At 38.5% G+C, this 23,594-nt stretch carries 15 protein-coding genes; 10 read left to right on the forward strand and 5 right to left on the reverse strand.

Annotated elements, in window-relative coordinates; genetic code table 11:
* The first annotated feature begins 14 nt into the window (after positions 1–14).
* Genes H4O18_RS18075 through H4O18_RS18085 form a run of 3 tightly spaced genes read left to right on the forward strand, consistent with a single transcriptional unit; the run spans position 15 to position 7,846 of the window.
* Entirely contained in the window at positions 15–4,661 is a 4,647-nt protein-coding gene (locus tag H4O18_RS18075; RefSeq protein ID WP_187587242.1) for a non-ribosomal peptide synthetase, read from the forward strand.
* Between the two features lie 6 nt (positions 4,662–4,667).
* The gene (locus tag H4O18_RS18080) at positions 4,668–7,073 is read left to right on the forward strand and encodes a condensation domain-containing protein (RefSeq protein ID WP_187587244.1); all 2,406 of its coding nucleotides are present in this window, start codon (positions 4,668–4,670) and stop codon (positions 7,071–7,073) included.
* A gap of 35 nt (positions 7,074–7,108) precedes the next feature.
* Complete coding sequence (locus tag H4O18_RS18085; protein ID WP_187587246.1) at positions 7,109–7,846, forward strand: 4'-phosphopantetheinyl transferase family protein; 738 nt, start codon at positions 7,109–7,111, stop codon at positions 7,844–7,846.
* A 14-nt stretch (positions 7,847–7,860) separates the two neighbouring features.
* On the opposite strand, the gene H4O18_RS18090 is transcribed toward H4O18_RS18085, so the two are convergent.
* Positions 7,861–10,257, reverse strand: coding sequence for an alpha/beta hydrolase family protein (locus tag H4O18_RS18090; RefSeq protein ID WP_187587248.1), 2,397 nt, complete (start codon positions 10,255–10,257; stop codon positions 7,861–7,863).
* A gap of 359 nt (positions 10,258–10,616) precedes the next feature.
* On the opposite strand from H4O18_RS18090, the gene H4O18_RS18095 reads away from it, so the two are divergent.
* Entirely contained in the window at positions 10,617–10,916 is a 300-nt protein-coding gene (locus H4O18_RS18095) for a hypothetical protein (protein WP_187587250.1), read from the forward strand.
* A gap of 90 nt (positions 10,917–11,006) precedes the next feature.
* Here H4O18_RS18095 and H4O18_RS18100 read toward each other — a convergent pair whose 3' ends face one another.
* Entirely contained in the window at positions 11,007–11,267 is a 261-nt protein-coding gene (locus tag H4O18_RS18100) for a hypothetical protein (RefSeq protein WP_187587252.1), read from the reverse strand.
* A 408-nt stretch (positions 11,268–11,675) separates the two neighbouring features.
* On the opposite strand from H4O18_RS18100, the gene H4O18_RS18105 reads away from it, so the two are divergent.
* From H4O18_RS18105 to H4O18_RS18120, 4 genes are all read left to right on the forward strand, one after another.
* Positions 11,676–13,469: an arylsulfatase gene (locus H4O18_RS18105; RefSeq protein ID WP_187587254.1), complete on the forward strand. Its 1,794-nt coding sequence runs from the start codon at positions 11,676–11,678 to the stop codon at positions 13,467–13,469.
* A gap of 69 nt (positions 13,470–13,538) precedes the next feature.
* Positions 13,539–15,002: a sulfatase family protein gene (locus H4O18_RS18110; protein WP_187587257.1), complete on the forward strand. Its 1,464-nt coding sequence runs from the start codon at positions 13,539–13,541 to the stop codon at positions 15,000–15,002.
* Positions 15,003–15,049: 47 nt separating this feature from the next.
* The gene (locus H4O18_RS18115; RefSeq protein ID WP_246474415.1) at positions 15,050–16,585 is read left to right on the forward strand and encodes a sulfatase family protein; all 1,536 of its coding nucleotides are present in this window, start codon (positions 15,050–15,052) and stop codon (positions 16,583–16,585) included.
* A 20-nt stretch (positions 16,586–16,605) separates the two neighbouring features.
* Complete coding sequence (locus H4O18_RS18120; protein ID WP_187587259.1) at positions 16,606–18,066, forward strand: sulfatase family protein; 1,461 nt, start codon at positions 16,606–16,608, stop codon at positions 18,064–18,066.
* Between the two features lie 122 nt (positions 18,067–18,188).
* On the opposite strand, the gene H4O18_RS18125 is transcribed toward H4O18_RS18120, so the two are convergent.
* The gene (locus H4O18_RS18125) at positions 18,189–20,387 is read right to left on the reverse strand and encodes a xanthine dehydrogenase family protein molybdopterin-binding subunit (protein ID WP_187587261.1); all 2,199 of its coding nucleotides are present in this window, start codon (positions 20,385–20,387) and stop codon (positions 18,189–18,191) included.
* 32 nt (positions 20,388–20,419) lie between these two features.
* Positions 20,420–20,884 (reverse strand): (2Fe-2S)-binding protein, encoded by a 465-nt coding sequence (locus H4O18_RS18130; RefSeq protein ID WP_187587263.1) that lies wholly within the window; start codon positions 20,882–20,884, stop codon positions 20,420–20,422.
* A 458-nt stretch (positions 20,885–21,342) separates the two neighbouring features.
* Here H4O18_RS18130 and H4O18_RS18135 point away from each other — a divergent pair, with 458 nt between their 5' ends.
* Entirely contained in the window at positions 21,343–22,104 is a 762-nt protein-coding gene (locus H4O18_RS18135) for a hypothetical protein (RefSeq protein ID WP_187587265.1), read from the forward strand.
* A 58-nt stretch (positions 22,105–22,162) separates the two neighbouring features.
* Positions 22,163–22,711, forward strand: a complete 549-nt coding sequence (locus tag H4O18_RS18140) for a hypothetical protein (RefSeq protein ID WP_187587267.1) — start codon at positions 22,163–22,165, stop codon at positions 22,709–22,711.
* Between the two features lie 250 nt (positions 22,712–22,961).
* Here H4O18_RS18140 and H4O18_RS18145 read toward each other — a convergent pair whose 3' ends face one another.
* Complete coding sequence (locus tag H4O18_RS18145; protein ID WP_187587269.1) at positions 22,962–23,561, reverse strand: RNA polymerase sigma factor; 600 nt, start codon at positions 23,559–23,561, stop codon at positions 22,962–22,964.
* Between the last annotated feature and the right edge of the window lie 33 nt (positions 23,562–23,594).

Consider the following 23,594-nt stretch of genomic DNA (forward strand, 5'->3'; position numbering starts at 1 on the left):
ACGGAAAAGGTACTATGTCAATTTTAAGAAGATGGAAGAATAAGGAGAAAGGGAAATTGGCCAATGACATTATAGGCAAGGTGCCCTATGGAGCAACCATTCCGCTTACTGGAGGACAACAAAGACTTTTTTTTCTCGAATCTTTATATCCCAAAAATCCGGTTTATAATTCTTCTGAAATTTATACTTTCAGAGGCCGACTTGTCATAGAAAATCTAAAAAAAAGTCTACAGACCATATTTGACCTGAACGAGGTTTTTAGGTGTTCTTTTCATTTTAAGGATGGGGTTCCATTTCAAAATGTCGAGGATTCGGTTAAAGTGAATTTGGTACAATATGATATAAGCGATCTTTTGGCCTCAGAAAAAGATTTGCGAATAGAGGAAATTATGTCTTCCGATGCGCTAAATCCTTTTGATTTGAATAATCCACCGCTAATAAGAACAACCCTTATTAAGAGACATTCCAACGAGCATATTTTGTTTATTACCATGCACCATATTATCGTTGATAAATGGTCTATGGGACTGTTGCGGGAACAATTGGCCAAATATTATAGGTCTTTACCCTCAAATTCTGAAATTTTCGAAATTCAGTCCAGAATTCAATTTCCAGACTTTGCATATTGGCAACAGAGTAGGGATAGTGACAAGAATCAATTAGAATATTGGAAAAATAAACTTTCAGGAAAAATTCCCAAGCTTGAGCTGCCAATAGATTATCCTCATCCGGCCCATCCTACCTTTAAAGGTGATTCCAACGTACAGCTTTTATCAAAATCCTTGTCCAACAAAATTTTAGAACTATCAAAAGAAGCGGAATGTACACCTTTTATATTATTGTTATCCGTTTACTATGTTTTATTGTTTCGATATAGTCGCCAAAATGATATAGTTATTGGCTCTCCGATTTCTATTCGCAATTCAAAAACGCTTGAAAATGTAATCGGTTTTTTCGATGAAACCATTGTATTAAGAACGGATTTTTCACTACCAATATCATTTCTTGATTTAGTAAAGCTCGTACGCCAAACCGTACTTGAGGCGTTTAGTAATAAAGATATTTCTTTTGATGTCTTGGTCAGAGAAGTGAAACCAGAGAGGGTAGCCGGAATCAATCCATTTTTACGGACAATGTTTATTTATCATGATGTTCTTCCTATGCCATTTTTTGGTGAAGATTTAGAACTCTCATATGATTTCTATAATACCGGTGTCTCGAAATTTGATTTAACACTTTATGTAGCAAACGAAAATGGACAGCTGTTAACAGAGTTTGAATATTCAACGGATTTGTTTGATGAAACTACCATTGAACAATTACAGGATCACTTTAGGTTAGTATTAATTGGAGTTACAGACAATCCGAAGTTTGATATTTCCGCTATTCCTATGATGACAGAAAGGGAGAAAGAAATTCTTTTACCAGAGAAAGCGACTTGCCCTGGGCCCTTTGACTCATATAAATCTATTCACGAAATTATACGTCATTCAGCATCTGATAAGAAGGATGCCATTGCATTGGTCTATGGGCCGGAACATTTAACATACGGCGAACTTGATGATTTATCAGATACTATAGCTCAACATATACTGGCATATAGCAATAATGATAGACAGATCATAGGATTGTGTATGGAACGATCAACCACCTTGATCGCTGGTTTGTTAGGTATTTTAAAAGCTGGGTGTGCTTACTTGCCTTTAGATCCAGATTACCCTTTGGGCCGTATTTCATTTATGCTGGAGGATTCCAAAGTCCCAATAGTTCTTACCCAGGCGAATTTATCGTCTAAATTTAATTCTTTTAAAGGAACCCAACTTTTAATAAATGAGATAATCAATTCCAATGAATCCCATTCAATTGCATTTCCAGATGTGAAAAGTTTCGATTTGGCATACGTGATTTATACATCTGGAAGTACAGGTAAGCCAAAAGGTGTTCCCATTACACACTCTAATATAATAAATTCTACAGAAGGCCGGCTTTCGTTTTATCCCGAAAACCCTACAGCATTTTTATTAATGTCATCCGTGGCTTTTGATAGTTCCAAGGCGGGAATTTTTTGGACACTATGCACCGGGGGCACTTTGGTAATATCCGAGAAGAGATTGGAACAGGATGTGGCCAAAATGAATGATATTATTAATGATAAAAAAATCAGCCATACGCTGATGCTGCCTTCTCTTTACAAAGTTCTTTTAGAATATAGTGACTTGTCTAAGCTAGAGTCTCTTACTACCGTTATGGTCGCAGGAGAGGCCTGTTCTGCAGCATTGTGCACCACACATTTCAGTAAGTTGCCGAATGTAGGCCTTTACAATGAATACGGCCCGACCGAAGCATCTGTTTGGTGTATGGCTTATAGGATAACAAATGAAAATTTAGGTTACATAACCCCAATCGGGAGTGCGGTCGCAAATGCCGAAATATACCTTCTTGATTCCAATCTAAATTTGGTTCCTTTTGGAGCGGTCGGTGAAATTTATGTAGGCGGACCTGGTCTGGCCAATACTTATTTGAACAGACCTGACTTAACGGATTTGGCTTACATTAATAATCCATTTTCGGAGGTAGTTGGAGATAAATTGTACAAAACCGGGGATTTGGGTAGGTACCGTAATGACGGTGAAATGCTATTCTTGGGAAGGGCGGACCAACAGGTTAAAATTCGTGGATTCCGGGTGGAGTTAAATGAAATTGAGGAGGTTATTCGCAAGAATCCAACGGTTGATAAGGCCTTAGTTGTGGTATCCGAATCTAATAAATCTGATGCCGCTAGCGGAGCTGATAATGCAGGTTATTTAATTGCTTATGTGGAATGCCAAGAAAATCTTGACATAGAGCAGCTCAAAAAAGAATTGGCAATAAGTTTACCGAATTATATGGTCCCTTCTGTAATCATCCCTATTGACAATTTTCCTCTTTTGCCAAACGGGAAAATTGATAGAAAAAGCTTGCCGAAACCTGAAAAAAATAATGTAACGACGTTATCATCTAAATTTCAAGGCCCTAGAAATGAATTGGAAATTGCATTAACCGAAATTTGGCAAGAGGTATTGAATATGACACCAATCGGTGTATACGATAATTTTTTTGAAATAGGTGGTGATTCTATATTGAGTATTCAAATTGTTGCCAAGGCGAGAAGTAAAAATATAATGTTAAAGGCCAATCAAATATTTGAGAACCAAACAATAGCAGATCTTGCGCTCTTTTCAAATATTGGAACACTTGATATAATTGAAGAGCAAAGTGTTGAAGGTAACGTTAGTTTGACGCCTATTCAACATTGGTTTTTTAATACGCACCAAAATGCCCCACATTATTGGAATCAAATGGTCCGATTGTTGAATGTGGGGAAACTAGATTGGAGTATCATTCAATTGGCAATTGAAGAATTGGTTTATTACCATGATGCTCTTCGACTCAAGTTTGTAAAGACGGAATATTGGAAAGCCATAGTAAATTCCAAAGATGAAATAAAAGTCTTTCGTTTAGAGGATGTTAGCTTCATTAGCGATACCGGTGAACAGGATATAAAAATTCAAGAACTATTAGTAGCTGTTCAAGAGTCGGCCAAATTGTCCGATGGTCAACTTTTTAAATGTATATATTTCAATTGTGGAGAAACACAGGAGAATCAAGTGTTTCTAATAGCCCATCACTTGGTAATAGACGTAGTTTCATGGAATATTCTATTTAATGATCTTAATGTTGCCATCAACCAGATTCAAGACAATAAACCATTATTATTTACGGGTAAGACAGCATCGATTGAAAAATGGGGAGAATATCTAAAAGAACTTTCCAAATCCAAACACCTCAAGGAAGAACTTTCATTTTGGAAGTCTCAGAAGAACGATATTCAAATGTTTCCTTCAGATTTTGTTTGTGAAAAGAATTATTATAAAGAGAGTACAATAGAAATAAACCAAGCTTCGCTTGGATCGGAGGATACTCTTAAGCTTCAGAAAGATGCAAATTGGGTTTATAACACGAAGATTGAGGAGTTGTTGGTAACTGCACTTCTTTCCGTCCTTCATGAATGGAGCCACTTAGATCGGATTTGTCTTGGAATGGAAAAACACGGTCGGAGTGCAGAAATTTTGGATTTGGACGTATCGGGCACCATTGGTTGGTTTACCTCGTATTTCCCAGTTGCGTTGAATGTAATAAAGCAGAGGGATATAGGCGATCAAATCAAATCTGTAAAAGAACAACTTAGAAAGGTTCCGAATAATGGTGTAGGGTATGGAATACTCAAATATCTTAACCAAGAACAAATAAATATAGAAGAACTTGATCAACAACCCCAGGTGATATTTAATTATCTGGGTAATCGAATGGTTAACGAAAACACGTCGAATATAGGGTATGACTTATTGTGGGAGGGCAGTCGTGATTCCAGAAGTGAACGAAGTTATGGATTGGAGATTAACGCATATATCCTAAATGGGCAATTGTATTCTAACTGGAGTTACAGTACTGACTTATATAAGACAACTACCATTGAAAAATTGGTTTCTGAATATAATGCCGTTTTGCATCAAATAATTTTGCACTGCAAAAACAAGGAGGTTCGAGAATATACGCCCTCAGATTTTCCTGAAGCCGATATTAGTCAAGACGATTTGGACAACCTTCTAGAGAATTTATAACCAGTTATGGACACCGGAAAAAGATCAAATATTGAAGCTATATTACCCCTAACGGAATTGCAGCAAGGTATGCTCATCCATCATTTATCCAATCCATTGCAAGATGAAGGATTTTTACATGTAGGTTTTAGATTGAAAGGGTCATTGAATACCCATTTTTTTAAGAAGGCATGGGGGCTTGCCATTGAAAGACATCAGGTTCTAAGGTCATCGGTACATTGGGAAAATATCCGTGCTCCAGTACAGTTAATACGTGGGGTAAGTGAAACAAATTGGACAACTTTGGATTGGACGGACATTAATTTAGCTGAACAATCAATTAGGCTTGAAGCGTTGAAATCGACCCAAAAAGGATTGGGTATGGATTTTAAGCAAAATCCTCTGCTTAATTTTCATCTTATCAAAATGGGCCAAGTTGAGTTTTTTTTTCTTTGGCCATGCCATCACCTTCTATTAGATGGTTGGTCTAGTAGTAACATTGTCAAAGACGTATGCACATTTTACGAAGCATTATGTAAAGGCACCAGCACGGAATTGAAAACACTCCCATCGTTAAAAACCTATTATGCTTGGCTTAAAAATAAAGAGCAAAAGGGAGCAGCTTCATTTTGGTCCAATTATTTTGAAGGTTATTCCAAATCCCACCTTTTTAAGAGGGCCAATGTTTCAACCAGGGCGAATGGGAGCATTATGGAGTGTATATCTTTATCAGAAACTGAATCAAAAAACATCACAGAGAAGGCAAGGGCCAATTTAATAAGTGTCAATACATTGATTCAAGGAGCATGGAGTTTACTTTTAAGTGCTTATTTCAATGCGGGAAATGTTGTATTTGGAACGTCGGTGTCCGGTCGTTCAAATGATTTCCCCAATATGGACCTACTTACTGGAATGTTTATGAATATCCTACCGGTAAGTAGTATAATTGATAAGCAGTGTTCCTTAAAGGTATGGTTGCAATCGTTTCAAAAACGGCAGGTAGCATGCCTGCAATATGAGGAAACCACGGCCACCGAAATTTGGTCCGAATTGAGTGAAAATAAGGGTGGTACCATGTTCGACAGCCTGTTGGTTTTTGAAAATTTCCCATGGAAAGACCTCAAATGCGGTGATGTGGAAATTAGTGACTATGGGAGTGGTATTACATCCAATTATCCGATATCCTTAATTATTGTGCCCCAAGCGCAAATGAAATTTAAATTTGTATTCAACAACGATCAATTAGATGAAAGAACTAAAAATTGGATTATAGATAATTGGGAACGTGTTCTGAAACTCATATTATCCGATGAGGTAACGCAGGTTCATGAAGTTTTAGATGGTGTTGGAATTTATCATTATGATGGTTCTGAGCAAAAAGGAATTAAAATTCCTAAAATTGAAGCTTTGTCGGCTAATTACGTTGCCCCTAGAAATGAGATTGAAGACCAGCTGGTTGATATTTGGGAAAAGCTTTTAGGAGTAGACAAAGTTGGCGTAAAGGACAATTATTTTGAACTTGGAGGTAAATCCATAATGGCAATTCAGATGTTTGCTTTGATCGAGAGTAAATTAGGAGCAAGATTACCCCTTACAACCCTACTTTTTAGCCCCACAATAGAACAAATAGCGGTGTTGCTTACTAAAAATAACAAATCGGAATTGCGGAATTGGAATTTTATTGTTCCGCTTAGGAGAACCGGAGGTGCAAAACCTCTTTTTTGTGTACACGGGGGTGAAGGGCATGTATTATTTTATAAATTGCTCCCTAAATATTTGAAGGAAGATAGACCTATTTATCTGTTGCAGCCAAAAGGAATAGACGGGGAAGGAACTATGCATGCGAGCATAGAAGCAATGAGCAAGGATTATCTTTCCGAAATTTTAGAGATTCAGGGAGATGGTCCTTACAATATTATGTTTTTTTGCTATAGTGCCCTTGCTATTGAAATGGCTTTGCTTCTCCAAGGCTTGGGCAAACAAGTAAACCTTATAATTGTGGATAGTACGGCACAGTCTCCAGCCAAAGTAAGCCAACGAAGTTTTAGGCTAAGAGTTAAAAATTATTTATTGAAAATGCGGCATGCTCCTATAATGACTTTGAAAAGTTCAATAGTATACAGATATAGACAATTATTGGAGCCTATCTATATCACTTTGACCCAGGATAAGTCAACTATTGCCCTTACTAAAATTCGGAAACATTTGGATTATGTTCATGGACAGTATGTATGGAAAAAAATAGCTAGTCCAATTACCCTTGTTTTAACCGAAAAAGAACCCACAGAAAACAGGGAAGAAAAAATACGATTATGGGAATACTGGACCAATTCAAAAGTGGAAGTATATTACAATACCGGGAACCATTTAAATCTTTTTGAAGAACCTCATGTGCGCTTATTGGCTAAAACAGTTGATGAAGCTTGTGTTTGAATACATAAGTAACATTGTAAACAATAACTAATAGAATGGGTGCTGCGCTAACTAATTATTACGATTTAGAACCAGAAACCCTACACCTATGGCATGTTGATGTAGGGACCGATTTAGATAGTCGTTATTTTAACCTTCTAAGCGAAGATGAAAAAATTAGGGCGGGGAAATATAGGTTTACCCAAGATCAACATATGTTTATTAAAGCCCGGGCGGTTTTGAGAATATTATCTGGACATTATTTACAAAAAGATCCCATCCATATTCGGTTTAAGTATGGAGCGTATGGCAGACCATACTTTCAGGATGAAAATAGTTTGCTTTTCAACGTTTCCCATTCAGAAGGCAAGGCTATTATAGGATTTGGCAAGTTTACTGAAATGGGGACGGATATTGAAAAGATCAAGAGCGATTTTAATGTACTCGATATAGCGGGTAAGTTTTTTTCCCAAAGTGAAATCAAATCGCTAACAGAAATTCCTAAGGAAGAACAGAATAGGGCGTTTTTTCGCTGTTGGACTCGAAAGGAATCGTTTATTAAAGCAAAGGGTGATGGTCTTTCCTTACCCTTGGATTCCTTTTCTGTTACGCTTGATGACGATATTAAGGCTAGACTTATTGAAACAAAATGGAACCCCTGTGAAAAGGAAAATTGGAAAATATTTTCTTACGTACAAAATGATAATTACATAGTCGCAGTTTCGGTTCAGGGAAACGTTCAAAAAATTAAATATAGGAATTGGGATGAGGTTTATAAACGCTATAATCTTTAGTTAAGAATGTCTTGTTATTCGTCCAAAGCTTGCATGAAACCGATATTATCTATTATAATTAGTCCGTTTTCAGTGCGGTCAAATAAGAAATGGATACTTGTAATATGTGTAGGGTCAAAACTGGGATTTTTCTCAAGCATTTCCTTTACTGGAAAAGCGAACAGTTGAAAAACTTTCTCCGACTGAAACTTTCCTTCCAAGTGGTCTATTTTACTGAGACTTGTTTGAATTTCTCTTTGTAAACCGGCAAAATCGCTTAGATGGAAACTAACTTGCGTTCCTATACTATCCTTTATATTGATCGAAAAATCGATAGGCGTTTTTGTATTTGTTTTTTTGTTATGGTAAGTATGTTTCCAGTCTTTGTCATTAATTAAAGTATTAACATCGGAGTTGTCAGAATTGGACTTTTTTTTCAATATTTTAACATAGTCGCCCCCTGATTCCGCTATTGAGAAGACTAGTACTGAGGAGGAGTCAACGCGGATTATTTTTGGTGGAATTTGAATGGAGTATTGTGGAATTGGGCAGCCGACAGGATGCTGCTCCTCCATATCCCCGAATTCAACTAGTGCGGTTTGTTCGCCAGCCTTGCCTTTTGATGAAATGTTTAAACAAGTGTGTTCCCAACCAATGAATACCCCTCTACTTCCTTTAAGTTCATTTTTTAGCTCAATTTCCCTTTCTTGCCAGATTGTCAAATTTTCCGAAGAAATGGCGTTTTTGCTTAAAGCTGAGGAAGTACGGTCTGCATCTTCATCAAAGGTACAGATAAAGCTTGTCCTTGAATCTTCAAATTGATTCAAATAAATAGTATTCGGCAACCAATTCCTACCTTTTCGATAATCGGCAAATAGTGGCAAAAATGTTTTGTTATCTTTAAGTGTGGTTTCTAGGAAGGCACTTATGTAAACTTTTGTAATATTCCGTTGTTCTTCGGCGGGAATTAAATCGGCTAAATTTAAAAAACCTTTATAAAAAGGGGAAAATGCATCATTTTCTCCCCATGTTGTATTGAACTGCCCATGATTGGCTCCCTTAATGTAAAGTCCCGATTTGAAATAATAAGCACTATCTGAAAAAGTGATTCGCTCAAATTGCTTTGCCCCCAAAAATGAAGGTACTTCTCCATCCAGGGATCCATGGATCGTTAGGTAGTTGATGTCCTGAAGAGCGGATTTCTTACCTCCTGGTTTATAGTTCCCGTCCACTGGGGCTATGCCAACCAGCGATTTTATAGTGTAGTTGTGATCAAGTTTTAAGTTTTCGTCATCTGGGTGCTGCTTAAGGTGGTTCATCAATGCGGCGTGCACCACCGATTCGCCGCCCTTGGAATGACCAATTAGCGCAATATTTGTTGTATCTACCTTTTTGAAAAATAGGTGATTTTCCTTTGCGTTCCAAGTGTGCCAAATTTTTAGATGTTCCAATAATAGTAATGCTCTGGCGTTGTTATCATTTTTAATTCTTCCCCTATAATCAGACCATGAATAATTAAGAAAGTTTTGGGCTACCGAAACTAGGATGAATCCGCGAGAGGCGAGTAGGTTTCCTAAATAAGCATAACCATTTTCGGAAAAATCTTTCATATCGTGATCGCCATGAACTATCAAAACTAATGGAAAAGGTCCACTTCCTTCAGGGTACCAGACATGGGCATTTAAGGGTAGGGCAGAGGTGTTGAACCCCCAATATTTTTCTCTGAACCAACCACCAAAACCGGTCCATTTCTCTATAAAATTAGTGCCATCTATAGTAGGTGTAATTATATCTGTCTCCAATCCAAACGCGGGTCTGTGTTTGTCCTTTCCACTGCCATAGCTCAAATGTTTAACTCTATGATGGCCATTCTCAGCTGGAGATGAGGTGTTAATATGGATTACATTTTCCGCCGAGGAGGCGGCTGCGTTGACTATAGGATCCATTTCCAAACCTCGAATGGAATATAGTACCAAAGTTGCCATACATATGGAAAGCCCGAAAGTAACGATTGTAAGAACAATTATTTGTTTTATAAAATGTAATGATCGCAACCCTGGTTTCCATAAATTGGAAAGCCCTGCTCCCAAAAGGGATAGTACGACCACCATGAAAATGGTAGACCTTAATTCGAAATAAAAGACTTTCAAAAAAATTGGGATGGTAATCAGAATTGCGGAAAGGTATGTTTTTGAAAAGATGTAGATTAGATGGGTCAATCTGAGCAAAACAAAAGTGAAGATTAAAATGGCCGTGATACGTGCCAGATAGTTCAAAAGAATCCAGGGGTCATTGTAGGCGAAAACGGCACTTATTGAGGAATGTAACACGAGTAGGGCGGTAGATACATATAATGCATAAGTGGCCCCGTGAATTTCAAGTTTTGTTGGCCTTAAGCTTTTTACGAATGATTGTAATTGTTTGAAAATCATGTACTGTTTTAATCTAAATGTTTTGCCTATTATAACAGAAATCCAGTTGGTAAAGGCACAAAATTTACCTCAAATTAAGATATCAAAAATTAGTCATCAAGGTTGCAAAACTTAGAGTTTAGCTAAGGAAGATACTACATTTTGCCCATTAATGGTGCTCCAAATAATGAAGGGAAAAAGTTTTTATTTCGGAATCAGAGGAAATTAAAGCTAGTCATTGTTATACTGGACTCTTTGCTAACTTAACCTTTAAAATTTTTTGGGTTTGGAAGGCACTTCGCTCCTTATAGTGGTTAAGTTATTGAACCTACTTATATTCTTTTTCTGAGGTGGTTCGACTTACCAAAACTTTGGCTGTTTTGGACAACGGGGAGAGATTAAGAAACAAACCTGTAAGGTCTCTTATCAATGGTGATATTGGTTTTGCACTGGGCAGCAACAGGTGGGTGTATTGGCACATTGTTTCAGGTGAAATAGAGCAATTGGCCCATGAGGAGAACGAGAAGATCGTAATAAATGATTGGTTTAAGGATCGAAACTTTAACATGGGGGATAAAATAATGATTTATCAATATTTTAAGGACCACGGGAGACTCGAGGGCGAAACCTTAGAGCAAATCGAACCTGGGATTTCACTTTGGGACAAATCTCTTGAATGAATTATGCGTTAATTGGGATACTATTTATGTATGTTATGCAAATTACCGTTACACCTGAATATTCATATGTCAGAAGTAAAGTAGATACTATTATTCCATTGATTTAAAATGGGCATTTTCATAATCATGAATATGAATCCAATGATGATCGCTATTATTGGCAATATGTTGCTCTACCCTGTAAAGGCTAGTTCCTTCCAATGTAGTATACATATCTATTAAAACCCGGCACATAAAAGTTTCTTCATCAACCGTTATTCCGACATTTTCACTATCCCTCTCATTTATTTTAATAATATCTCCTTGTTGAACCTTTTCTTCCAAAAACTTAATTTTCAAAATATCTTTCATAATAATCTTTTTTATAAAATTAATGTAAATTATAAGTTGATTTTCATCCCAATACAATTAAAATTAACCCAGTCGCATAGGATAATTGGAATACAGATTTATGTGATAATTTGAGTTTCATACATTAATAGTTGTGGATTTCCTCTAACATCACAAAGTATTGAGAGTTAAACAATATTGTTGTCCATTTTTTTACCTATTTAAGAATAGTTCCGGTACGATCTATATATGGCTTAACTTAATTATTTTGAGCAAAGGTTTAATATGGCTTATGGACATATATACACAAGATTTCTTTTGAATAAAGAATGGACGTAAATGACGAAACCAATATTCTTTGTGATAATTAATTTATTTTTAGCAACCTTTAGCCAATGCCTATATTTTTAAAACAATTAATAAAACCAAATGAGAATTATTAAAAAACCAGTAAAAATCATTTTCGGATTACCTTTTTTATTACTTCATCTAGTTGCTTTTTCTCAGACCCCTACGAAAGCTAAACCCAACGTCATCATTGTAATTACTGACGACCAAGGGATGGGCGATTTGGGATGTTATGGTAATCCCTATATTAAAACTCCCAACATCGATGCTTTTTATAAAGAGTCGGTCCGACTTAATAATTTTCATGTTTCCACCACATGTGCTCCTACTCGAGGTGCTATTATGACCGGGAGACACACGAATAGGATAAATGTATTCCACACTATAACAGGTAGGTCCTTGCTCTTTGAGGATGAGGTTATTTTACCTCAGATATTGGCTCAAAACGGATATACAAATGGGATGTTCGGAAAATGGCATTTGGGAGATAATTATCCATACCGCCCCGAAGATAGGGGGTTTCATGAGGTTGTCCGCCATGGTGGGGGAGGAATCACCCAAGGCCCGGATTATTGGGGTAACGATTATTTTGATGATACGTATTGGCATAATAGTGAACCTAAGAAATACAACGGTTACTGTACCGACGTCTTCTTTTCCGAAGCCATGGACTTTATAGAGGAAAACAAGGACGATCCTTTTTTCTGTTATATCGCCACCAATGCACCCCATGGCCCTTTGAACCTTCCCAAGGAATATTTGGATATGTATAAAGGTATTAAAGGCCTAGAGGAGCCCCAGCAACGTTTTTACGGGATGATCACTAACATTGATGATAATTTTAAGTTGTTGCAAAAGAAATTGGACGAATTGAAGATAGCGGACAATACCATCCTTATTTTTATGACAGACAATGGTACCGCTGGAGGAAATAAGGTTTTTGATGCGGGATTAAGGGGTCAGAAAGGAAGTGAGTATGAAGGTGGACATAGGGTTCCCCTTTTTATTCGTTGGCCCGATGGACAACTTACAGGAGGAAAAGACATTAATAAATTGGCCGCAGCATATGATTTGCTACCGACCTTTGTGGATCTCTTGGGGCTAGATTTTAATCCGGTAAAACCCTTGGATGGTAAAAGCTTGAAACCTTTGCTTTATGACCAGGCTCAGGATTGGCCTAATCGGGTGCTATATATAGATACCCAGAGACTTCAAAATTTGGTTAAATACAGGAAATACTCGGTTATGGATGACAATTGGCGGTTTGTAAACGGGACTGAACTTTATAGCATGAACAGTGATCGAAGTCAGACTAAAAATGTTATTGCACAACATCCAGAGGTGGTAGAAAAACTGGCCGAAGGTTATGAAAAATGGTGGCAGTCATTTATGGATGAAGGAGTCAACGAACGATATGCTTATATTAAAGTAGGTTCACCTAAGGAAAACCCCAGCCGTATTTCCGCCCATGATATGTTAACAGGTAAATTTGGGGATATGTGGCATCAATATGGAGCTGTAAGTGCTACCCAGGCTACCGGAAGATGGAAAGTTGAATTCGTAGAAGATGGGGAATATAAAATTAGCCTCTGCCGATTTCCAAGGGAAAGCGGATTGGCAATTAACGCAACTTTCCCGGCACAGGAAAAAATTGTGGAGTTGGACAGGACTATGCCTGCAAGTGTAAAAAATGATTTTGAAAAGGCATACTTATATGTTGCGGACGTAAATGAAACTGCTAAAATTGAAAAGGGACAAAAGGAAGTGTCCTTTACCGCCAAAATTTCGGCAGGAAGATATGATATGGAAGCACAGCTCATAGATAAGGATGACAGGGTGCACCCTGCTTACTATGTCTATATCGAAAAACTATAAAAGAAAAACTTGCCTTAGATCTTATATTGTCAGTGGTTTAATAAAAAAAATGGTAAATCGGTCTTGAATATGATTAAAAATATTACGTTTAATTACTGTTGGTTACTAATAGCGGTTTCTTTGGTAAGTTGTTTAGAAAGTCCAAATAAAGCGGCACCTGATACGACTGAAGTTGAACATCCCAATATTATCTTGTTGATGGCCGATGATCAAGGCTGGGGAGATACTGGATACAACGGTCACCCACATCTAAAGACCCCTAATTTGGATGCCATGGCCGCCAACGGAGCAGTTTTCGAACGTTTCTATGCCGCTTCGGCCGTATGTTCCCCAACCCGTGGAAGTGTAATGACCGGCAGACATCCGCTGCGCTATGGAATTTGTACGGCCAATTGTGGACATATAAAGGAACAGGAGATAACCTTAGGTGAAATGGTAAAGGCCGAAGGGTATGTTACTGGCCATTTTGGGAAATGGCATTTGGGCACCCTCACACGTGATACCTTGGATGCCAATAGGGGAGGTAAAAAAGAAAATGACCAACATTATGCCCCACCTTTGAAGCATGGTTTTGATGTAAGTTTTGTAACGGAGTCCAAAGTTCCCACTTGGAATCCCATGGTTACACCTCCAAAATCTTCGGGAGATGTAAATGGTTCTCTGGTTGAAGGACAGCCATTTGGGACTTATTACTGGAATGGTCCAGGAAAGATAGAAACCGAAAATTTGGAAGGGGACGATTCACGTGTCATTATGGATAGGGCAATTCCGTTTATTGAAAATGCCATAAAAAGTGATAAACCATTTATGAGTATTATTTGGTTTCATACTCCCCATTTACCGGTTTTGGCAGGGGAGGATGACCGAATGGCCTATGCCGAGCTTTCCGAAGATCAACAGCATTATTATGGCGTTATCACCGCCTTGGACAAGCAGGTGGGACGATTACGCGATAAACTGAAGGAATTGGGCATAGCTGAAAATACCATACTTTTCTACACCAGTGATAATGGCCCAGAAGGAAAATCGGTCACCGGTAGAACACAAGGACTTACCAAGGGATTAAAGGGTAGAAAAAGGAGCCTTTATGAAGGAGGTATTAGGGTCCCCGGCATTATGGAATGGCAGGGAAAAATTAAACCTGGTACAAAGGTGCAAATACCTTGTTTTACTTCGGATTATTTTCCTACTATAGCCAATATTTTAGGGACCGACCTAAAAAACAACCTTCGCCCTTATGATGGTATGGACCTGCTTCCCTTTGTAATTGGTAGTGTAAAAGAGAGATTAAAACCTTTGGCGTTTGAGTTTCAAGGTCAAGGGGCATTGATAGATAATGAATTCAAAATCTATAGTAAGGACAAAGGGGAAAATTTTGAATTGTACAATATTTTGGACGATGCATCCGAAAGTTATAATTTGGCGATTGAAAGACCGGAAAAACTAAAAGAAATGGTAGTCGAATGGCGAAAATGGAAAACTTCAGTGGAGAACAGTGCAGAAGGTAACGATTATGGAAATATCCCTTTATAAATAATTGACCGATCACGGATTAAGAATAAAAATTGAAAATAACTATTATGAGAATGACCAAAAGTTTAATAGCACTGTTGCTAATATTAACAGCTGCGTGTAAACCAGCTCCGAAAGACAAGGAAGCACAGGGACAAAATCCAGAAAAACCAAATATTGTTTTCCTTTTCGCTGACGACCAGACCTTTGAAAGTATTAGGGCCCTAGGCTTTGATGAAGTCCATACCCCTAATTTGGATCGCTTGGTTAATGAGGGTACTTCTTTTACCCATGCCTACAATATGGGAGGTTGGAACGGTGCCATCTGCGTGGCATCTCGAGCTATGATTATATCCGGTTCCTATATTTGGAATGCCCAAGATAAAAGTGAATTATGGTCCAAGGGAGACTCAACCGCATTGAACCAGACTTGGAGCAGATTAATGGAAAAGCAGGGTTATGACACCTATATGACCGGAAAATGGCATGTGCAGGCACCTGCGGGCACTATCTTTAATGATGCCCAACATATTCGTCCCGGTATGCCAAAAGATCATGCCAATAAATTGGGCGCATCCATAAAGAAGTGGAAAGAGGAATCGGGCGATATGAAGGATTGGAACAACTATATGCCGTTGGGCTATGGTCGGCCTACGGGCCCGGATGATACCGAATGGTCACCTACGGACACTTTGCAAGGTGGCTTTTGGGAGGGTGGAAAACATTGGAGCGAAGTGGTGCGTGACGATGCCCTGTCTTTCATAGAAACGGCCAAGCAAAAAGACGATCCGTTCTTTATGTACCTAGCCTTTAACGCCACCCATGATCCAAGACAGGCTCCCCAAAGGTTTTTGGATATGTATCCACTGGAAAGTATTAAAGTACCTGAAAATTTCTTGCCAGAATACCCATGGAAAGATGATATGGGCAACCAACCAAGCCTTAGGGACGAGGCACTGGCCCCATATCCAAGAACGGAATATGCCGTTAAAGTACACCGTCAGGAATATTATGCCCTTTTAAGCCATATGGACGAGCAGATCGGTATAATATTGGACTCTTTGGAGGCCACCGGCAAAATGGACAATACCTATATCTTTTTTGGAGCGGATCACGGACTTTCCGTTGGTCACCACGGACTGATAGGAAAACAAAGTATGTTCGACCACAGCATTCGTATTCCAATGATGGTAATGGGACCAGGTATTCCCAAGGGCAAACGTTTATCCCAAGATGTGTATTTGCAGGATATTATGGCTACGAGCTTGGAGTTGGCAAACATAGAAAAGCCGAATTATGTTCAGTTCAACAGTTTTATGGATATAATTAAAGGAGAAACCCAGGAAAGTCATTACAATGGCATTTATGGGGCCTATATCGATGTTCAGCGCATGATACGCAAAGACGGATTTAAACTTTTGGTGTATCCAAAAATAGAAAAGGTGCTTTTGTTCGATTTGGAAAAAGATCCGAATGAAATGAGTGACCTGGCTGATAATCCAGAATATAAGGAAAAGGTAAAAACACTTTTTACCGACCTATTGGAACTTCAGAAAACTATGGGCGACAAACTAGATCTACAGGATATCTATAAGAAAATATAAAAAGATATTAAATAAATATCATGTACAAAGTTTGTTTGTTATTTATATCCCTGCTTTTACTAAGTTGCGGTGGCACGGTCAATACTAAAGTCGAAGGTGAACGTTCTCCAAATATATTGTTTATTCTAGTCGATGATTTGGGAAAGGAATGGATCAGCAGCTATGGTGCCGAAGATATCATTACTCCAAATATAGACGCACTGGCCAAATCTGGAATGCAGTTCAACAACGTGTATTCCATGCCGCAATGTACCCCTACAAGGATTGCCCTCTTAACGGGGCAGTATCCTTTTAGGAACGGTTGGGTAAATCATTGGGATGTTCCCAGGTGGGGTGGTGGAGCCCATTTTGATGAGACAGTGAATCCTTCATTGGTCAAGGAACTTCAAAGAGCTGGTTATGCCACCTGTATTGCAGGAAAATGGCAAATTGATGATTTTCGGGTAGAACCCGATGCCCTTGCCAAAAGTGGATTCGATGAATTTTGTATGTGGACCGGTTATGAGGGCGGTATTGAAGCTAGTGCCGAGAGATACCAAGATCCCTATATTTATACCAAGGAGGGGAGCAAGACCTATACCGGTAGTTTTGGGCCAGACATATTTCGTGACTTTATAATAGATTTTACAACGGACAAAAAAGAGGTTCCATTTTTTGTTTACTATCCAATGGTATTGACACATACCCCATTTGTGAATACACCAGATGAATCCGCGGAGGATAACCTAGGGAAGCATAAGGCTATGGTGCGTTATACCGATAAGATTGTAGGGGAGTTATTGGGAGCATTGAAACAAAATGGATTATTGGACAATACCATCGTAGTTTTTACTACGGACAATGGTACTACTAAAGCAATTACTGGATCATATAGGGGCCAAAGTATAGTTGGTGGCAAAGCCAGTACTACCGAACCAGGAATTGCAGCACCTTTTATAGTAAGTTGGCCAGGGCATGTAAAATCCAATAAGGAATCCAATGCTCTGATCGATTTTACGGACATTTTGCCCACCTTCTTGGATATAGCGGGGGTTGCTGAAAAAAGTGAATGGACTTCTGCCAACGCCGATCATTATATAGATGGGAAATCCTTTAAAAAAGTTCTTTATAGTAACTCGGATAAATCGGATAGGGAATGGATATTAGGAATGGGTGGTGGTAACAATGCCCGTCTAACGGAGAATGGTGTGGAAAATCAATATATTTACAGGGATAGGGTGATAAGAAACGAACAATATAAATTATATATAGGGTCTAATAAAGAACCTGAAAAATTCTTCGACCTTAAGAACGATCCCTACGAACGGCATAATATTTTGGATAGTCTAAACACTTCAGAGGAAAGAGAGAATTTTGATAGGCTCCTAAAAGTTGTTAATTCGTTCCCACAAAAGGACAATGACCCGAAATACGTACCGAATCCAGCCCAACCATGGGATGTTGAAATAACGGCAAAAAGTCAGGAATGGAAAATTGAATAATTAATAGGTCCTTTTTTCAATTCATTTAAATAATTCCCCGATGGTTAGACCTCGGGAATATTCTTTTTGTATAGTACCAATCGATAGAGGGAAATAGGGAGTTCCGTCGAGTTCAATTTTCCTTATCCCACCACCTGTTTTTCGGTCATAAAGGGTTGATGATAATGTCGCTGTCCAGTAGCTTTATAAAGCGCATTGGCCAAGGCTCCAATAGCAGGAGGCAGACCTGGTTCTCCCAATCCGGTTGGATCTATTTCATTTTCAACGAAGAAAACTTCAATTTCCTTAGGGGCTTGTGAATGTCGGATCAACTGATATTTGTCAAAATTCATTTGGTTGGGTGCACCATTTTCAAAGGTTAGCTGGCTATACATGGAATGACCAACACCATCGATTACACCACCTTGAATCATATTCTCTGCGGCATCCCTATTGACTACAATTCCACAATCAACGGCACACCAGACCTTTTCGACAATTGGTTGCCCTTTTTCCATAATTATGTCGAACACTTCAGCAACATAGGTCGAATGACAAAAATAGGCAGCTACCCCACGATGAACATTGGGTTTTGTTGTTCCCCAATTCGCTTTTTCCTTAACCAGTTTCAATACTCCGGCATACCTCTCTGCTTCGTATTCATGTTTCTCGCCAACAGGGTCTTTTATGGCGCGATCAAACAATTCCAAACGGAAATCAATCGGGTCTTTTCCCGCTGCTTCTGCAACCTCGTCAAGAAATGCTTGCTCGGCACCTGCTGTGAAATTAGATCTTGGTGCACGCCATGCACCTGTGGTAACATTGGTTGGCGCTTTAATTTTTTCAGCTAAATAATTTTCAACGGCTCCGGCAGGAAATCGATTTGGAAAAACAGGACCTTCGGGCAATCCGGCTCCTTTTACGCTGAAAGAAATCAGATTATTATTTTCATCTAGACCAGCCTTATAAACCGAACGATAGGTAGGGCGATAGGTTCCTTGGGTCATATCATCCTCTCGGGAATAGATAAGTTTGACGGGACCTCCAATTTTTTTTGAAATGGCGGCCGCTTCAACACCAAAATGTACATAGAGTCTTCTGCCAAAACCTCCTCCAATTCGGGTCATATTTACGGTTACTTTTTCCAGTGGTAGGTTTAATAATTTGGCAACCGACCCTTCCAATGCCTCAGGAGTTTGGGTGGGACCAATAAGTTCTGCCGAATCCTCTGTGACATTGGCAAAGAAGTTCATAGGTTCCAAGGTATTATGGGCTATGAAAGGGGCACTATATGTTCTTTCGATGATTTTGGCCGCTTTTTTAAAGGCAGCCTCTGGATTGCCATCCCTTCTACTTTCCTGTACCTCCCCGGACACCAACGCTTTTTCCAGTCTTTTCACGTGTAATTCGGAACTCTCTAATTCCCCGGTAGTTTCCCAGTTAGCTTTTAGTGCCTTTTTGGCTTGCATTAATTGCCAAGTAGATTCGCCAACGATGGCAATTAATTGTTTAAAACCTTTTTCGTCGAACCCACCGGGTTCTTCAACAGTAGTATCAACAATAAATGCATCCTTCACTCCGGGCATACTTTTTATCTCCGCTTCGTTAAAATCCTTTACTGTCATTCCAAAAGCGGGAGGATGCTGAATCATGGCCAGTTGCATGCCATCCCTATGGAAATCCAGACCAAATAAGGGTTTACCGGTAACTATTTTTTCGCCGTCTACATTCTTGACACTTGTGCCTATTAATTTGAAATCCTTAACACCCTTTAGTTCAATTTCTTTAGGTACTTCGATGCCTACTGCCTTTGAGGCTACCTCTCCATAAGTAATTGATCGTTCGCCATTAATTTCCTTGATGACTCCTTCACTGGCTGTCACATCCGTCACTTTTAAACCCCATTCCTTCGCGGCCGCTTCCATTAGCATTCTTCTGCCTGTTGCACCGGCCATCCGTAAAGCATTCCAGCTTAAACGAATGGATAGACTTCCACCAGCGAATTGGTTCTGGTACCAACCAGTATTTAGGGGCGCCTGTTCCACTACAACGTTTTCCCAAGGTACATCCAGCTCCTCAGCCACAATCATGGGCATTGAGGTACGAACGTTTTGTCCAATTTCCGGATTGGGCGAGTATATGGTAACCATACCCGTATCCCCGATTTTGATATAGCCGTTGATTTCGAACCATTCTTTTGGCACTGCTACTCCCGCTTCTGGTTCAGGTGTATTTGACTTACATCCGTTAAGCCAGCTAAACCCGATTAGCATACCACCACCAGCAGCGGCTGAAACCTTTATAAATGAACGACGATTATAATGTGTAACTATCTTTGTCATGATGTTTCTTTTTTTGATGTACCTATCAATGTTTAAACGGTTTTGGAATTTGCAGCGGTTTTAATAGCCTTTTTGATTCGTATGTAAGTACCACAGCGACAAATATTGCCGTTCATAGCTCCTTCGATTTCTTCATCGGTCGGATTGGGATTCTTTTTGAGAAATGCACTCGCGTTCATAATCTGGCCAGCCTGACAATATCCACACTGATACACATCTTCCTCCAACCATGCTTTTTGCACGGGATGATCTCCGTTTTCAGATAGTCCTTCGATGGTCGTAATCTCTTGATTACCAACAGCCGACACAGGCAATTGGCAGGAACGTACGGCATTATCGCCAAGGTGTATGGTACAGGCACCGCATTGCGAAATACCACAACCGTATTTTGTGCCCACCAATTTTAGATGGTCCCTTAAGACCCAAAGAATGGGGGTAGTGGGATCTACATCCAATTGCTGAGTTTTTCCGTTGATTTTTAGATTGAAGTTTGCCATGATTCTAGTGTAAGTAAATGAACTGGTATAAGTTACAAAATTAATTGAATGTTAAATAGGGGCATCTCAAATTATTTATCAAGAATGTATCCATGAATGTGTTAAATTTCCATGGAAGACCTTAAACCAATCTTTTGGTTTCGCGGCCAAAATATAAGTTTCCTTTAAAAATCAGCATTTATTAATACTTTGAGCCGATAAAAATGTATAATCGGCTCAATTATTAATTATATATGAGCTAATTATTATGTTCTAACATTATAAGTACCATTCATAGGGGAGAGATCAAGAAATATATTTGGATTGATATATGACTTATTTTAAAGAGGCAAAACATTTATTTTGTCGATAAAATGACACAGTTAGTCTAAAAAAATAAACCCTAAAGGTAATTTTAGTTGTTCTTAAAGGTTTTAGTTTTAAATATTTTTTTAAACCAACCAATATTTAACCAACCAATGCACAAACTAAAATTTTCTTTCATTTTCGTTTTTTTAATAGGCTATCAGGTATTTTCCCAAAATGAAACAGCCTTGGGCAAGAATATGGTAAAGTTCAACTTGGCGGGCGTAACTTCCAGGAATTATCAAATTGGAGCGGAACGGGTTTTGTTCAAACCTATTTCCGTGGCCGTATGGTATAGTACCGTTCCCATGGGCAAAGGCCCTTCTATCTATTCAACCAAATACGTATTAGGCATTGATGCACTGGCCGATTTGGTTGAAGAATCCGAAGTGGAATATAATGCGTTTACTGCAGAAATCAGGGTTTATTTGGGCAAGGGGAATGCAAAAGGGTTTTATTTCGCGCCATTTTATCAAACTTCAAAATACAATCTTAAGGATTTCCCTTTTAAATATGAATCCGATAGTGGTACAACCGACCAACTGCAGGATGGAAAGGGAGCTATTTATAGGGATAACTATGGTCTTATGTTAGGCGTGCAATTCAACATAGGCAAACACTTTGTTATAGATGTCTTTCTTGGTCCGCAGCTCGCATCGGCAACGGGTCATTTAACAGCATTGGCGCCAAACCTAATATCAAATGATGAGCAAAATTCTTTGGCGTCTAATCTTGAGGAAGTTTTTCGGGGAGAAACGGATTTGGTCTCCGAAATAGGTATGATAGTGACAAGTAGAACAGGAGCACATGTGGAAATGTATCCTGATAGTTGGATTGATTTTAGGGGTGGACTGAACCTTGGTTTTAGGTTTTAAAGTATGTCCTAAGCATAAATGGTACAACCTTTAATTACAAAATATTAAACATATGACAATGAAAACAAGAGTTAAAAATAATTTTAAGCATGTACTCTATATAGCGCTCATCTTTATTCTTTCAGCTTGCTCAAAGGAAGATATGCATAGTGGAGCTTATGCCACCAGATACAAAGTAAAAGTTACTATGACCGGAGATTTACATGCATTCCAACAAACATTGGAAGTAAGAGGTACTGACTTTCAAGGAAATTATGGGGCAGGCCTGAATTCCTCCCCAGTTGCAATTTCTGAAGCACAAGATCCTGAAAGTGAATTTGGTTTTAGCAATACGCATTTGGAGGGATATTATAATGAAGATTTAGGTAGTCAAGAGAAATTTTTGCTATTTGGAGATCATAAACACACCTTTTACGTTTCATATAGCAATATTCCAAAGCAAGATATCGGTTCGTACTCAATGACCATTAATATTGTGGTCTATAAAAGTGATGATGATATTGTGCTTACTTCTACATACCCAGAGATAGAGAACGTTACCAAAACCTTTACTACACAAAGTGAAAACACCAAATTAGAATGGTTCTACAGTTATGAGGATGAATGAAATTCGCTCATACAGCCACAACGTTTAATGAATACAGTGAAGTGGCTGATCGTAAATTTTCAGTAAATGTATCTAGAGACCAACATACAAGAATTTTTGCCTCTGTACTTAAAGTAATGAAAGAACAAAAAAGCAATTTTTGGGTAAATTTTTGGCACCTTCCTAATGGTTTTTCTTAAAAAATTGAGGAACGATAAGGCACAAAATTCCACGGGATTTAGCATAGATTGAAACTCAATATTCTAGATTATTACCTCAAATGTTTTTTTGTATGGGTGCTAAAAATAAGCATCAATATCATCTCATATTTCTTGCCCAATTTTTCTCTAAGGATTCCAAAGGCTTTGGTAATTTGCCCCTCAACTGTCTTCTTGGAAACGTTAAGGTATTCCGATATTTCGATATTGGTTAGGCCTTCTTTTTTACTCATTAGAAAAATCTGCTTGCATTTGGGAGGTAATTCCTGAATAGCATCGAAAAGTATGTTTAATATTTTTTGCTCTTGAATTTCATCCTTTTCTTCAATGGCTAATTCCAAAGCTGCTATATATTTTTTCTCCAAAGCCATTACGGCCTTGCCTTTACGGTACTGGTCAATAAATTTATTATGTACGGATTTGTACAAATAATTTTCCAAGGAAAAGTCATGTTTCAGTTTGTTTCGCTTTTCCCAGATCTGAACAAAGACATTTTGTACAATATCTTCGGCCATAAGATCATCCCTAATAAGACTGTTGGCATAAACACATAGTCGATTGTGATAGTGTTCCACCAAATATCCATAGGCACCTTCATTGCCTTTTTTTAAACCTTCGATTAGAGCGGATTGGTTCTCAAAATTCCACCTCATTTTACGATTTGGATTTTTTTTATTTATAATTCT

The sequence above is a fragment of the Arenibacter arenosicollis genome, from assembly GCF_014397245.1.
In the GTDB taxonomy this organism is placed as follows: domain Bacteria; phylum Bacteroidota; class Bacteroidia; order Flavobacteriales; family Flavobacteriaceae; genus Arenibacter; species Arenibacter arenosicollis.

Coding starts and splice junctions, on each gene's coding strand:
- H4O18_RS18125 (WP_187587261.1), bottom strand. CDS start 20,387: ATGACAAAGATAGTTACACATTATAATCGTCGTTCATTTATAAAGGTT.
- H4O18_RS18075 (WP_187587242.1), top strand. CDS start 15: ATGTCAATTTTAAGAAGATGGAAGAATAAGGAGAAAGGGAAATTGGCC.
- H4O18_RS18090 (WP_187587248.1), bottom strand. CDS start 10,257: ATGATTTTCAAACAATTACAATCATTCGTAAAAAGCTTAAGGCCAACA.
- H4O18_RS18120 (WP_187587259.1), top strand. CDS start 16,606: ATGTACAAAGTTTGTTTGTTATTTATATCCCTGCTTTTACTAAGTTGC.
- H4O18_RS18105 (WP_187587254.1), top strand. CDS start 11,676: ATGAGAATTATTAAAAAACCAGTAAAAATCATTTTCGGATTACCTTTT.
- H4O18_RS18135 (WP_187587265.1), top strand. CDS start 21,343: ATGCACAAACTAAAATTTTCTTTCATTTTCGTTTTTTTAATAGGCTAT.
- H4O18_RS18140 (WP_187587267.1), top strand. CDS start 22,163: ATGAAAACAAGAGTTAAAAATAATTTTAAGCATGTACTCTATATAGCG.
- H4O18_RS18085 (WP_187587246.1), top strand. CDS start 7,109: ATGGGTGCTGCGCTAACTAATTATTACGATTTAGAACCAGAAACCCTA.
- H4O18_RS18115 (WP_246474415.1), top strand. CDS start 15,050: ATGAGAATGACCAAAAGTTTAATAGCACTGTTGCTAATATTAACAGCT.
- H4O18_RS18145 (WP_187587269.1), bottom strand. CDS start 23,561: ATGAGGTGGAATTTTGAGAACCAATCCGCTCTAATCGAAGGTTTAAAA.
- H4O18_RS18080 (WP_187587244.1), top strand. CDS start 4,668: ATGGACACCGGAAAAAGATCAAATATTGAAGCTATATTACCCCTAACG.
- H4O18_RS18110 (WP_187587257.1), top strand. CDS start 13,539: ATGATTAAAAATATTACGTTTAATTACTGTTGGTTACTAATAGCGGTT.
- H4O18_RS18130 (WP_187587263.1), bottom strand. CDS start 20,884: ATGGCAAACTTCAATCTAAAAATCAACGGAAAAACTCAGCAATTGGAT.
- H4O18_RS18100 (WP_187587252.1), bottom strand. CDS start 11,267: ATGAAAGATATTTTGAAAATTAAGTTTTTGGAAGAAAAGGTTCAACAA.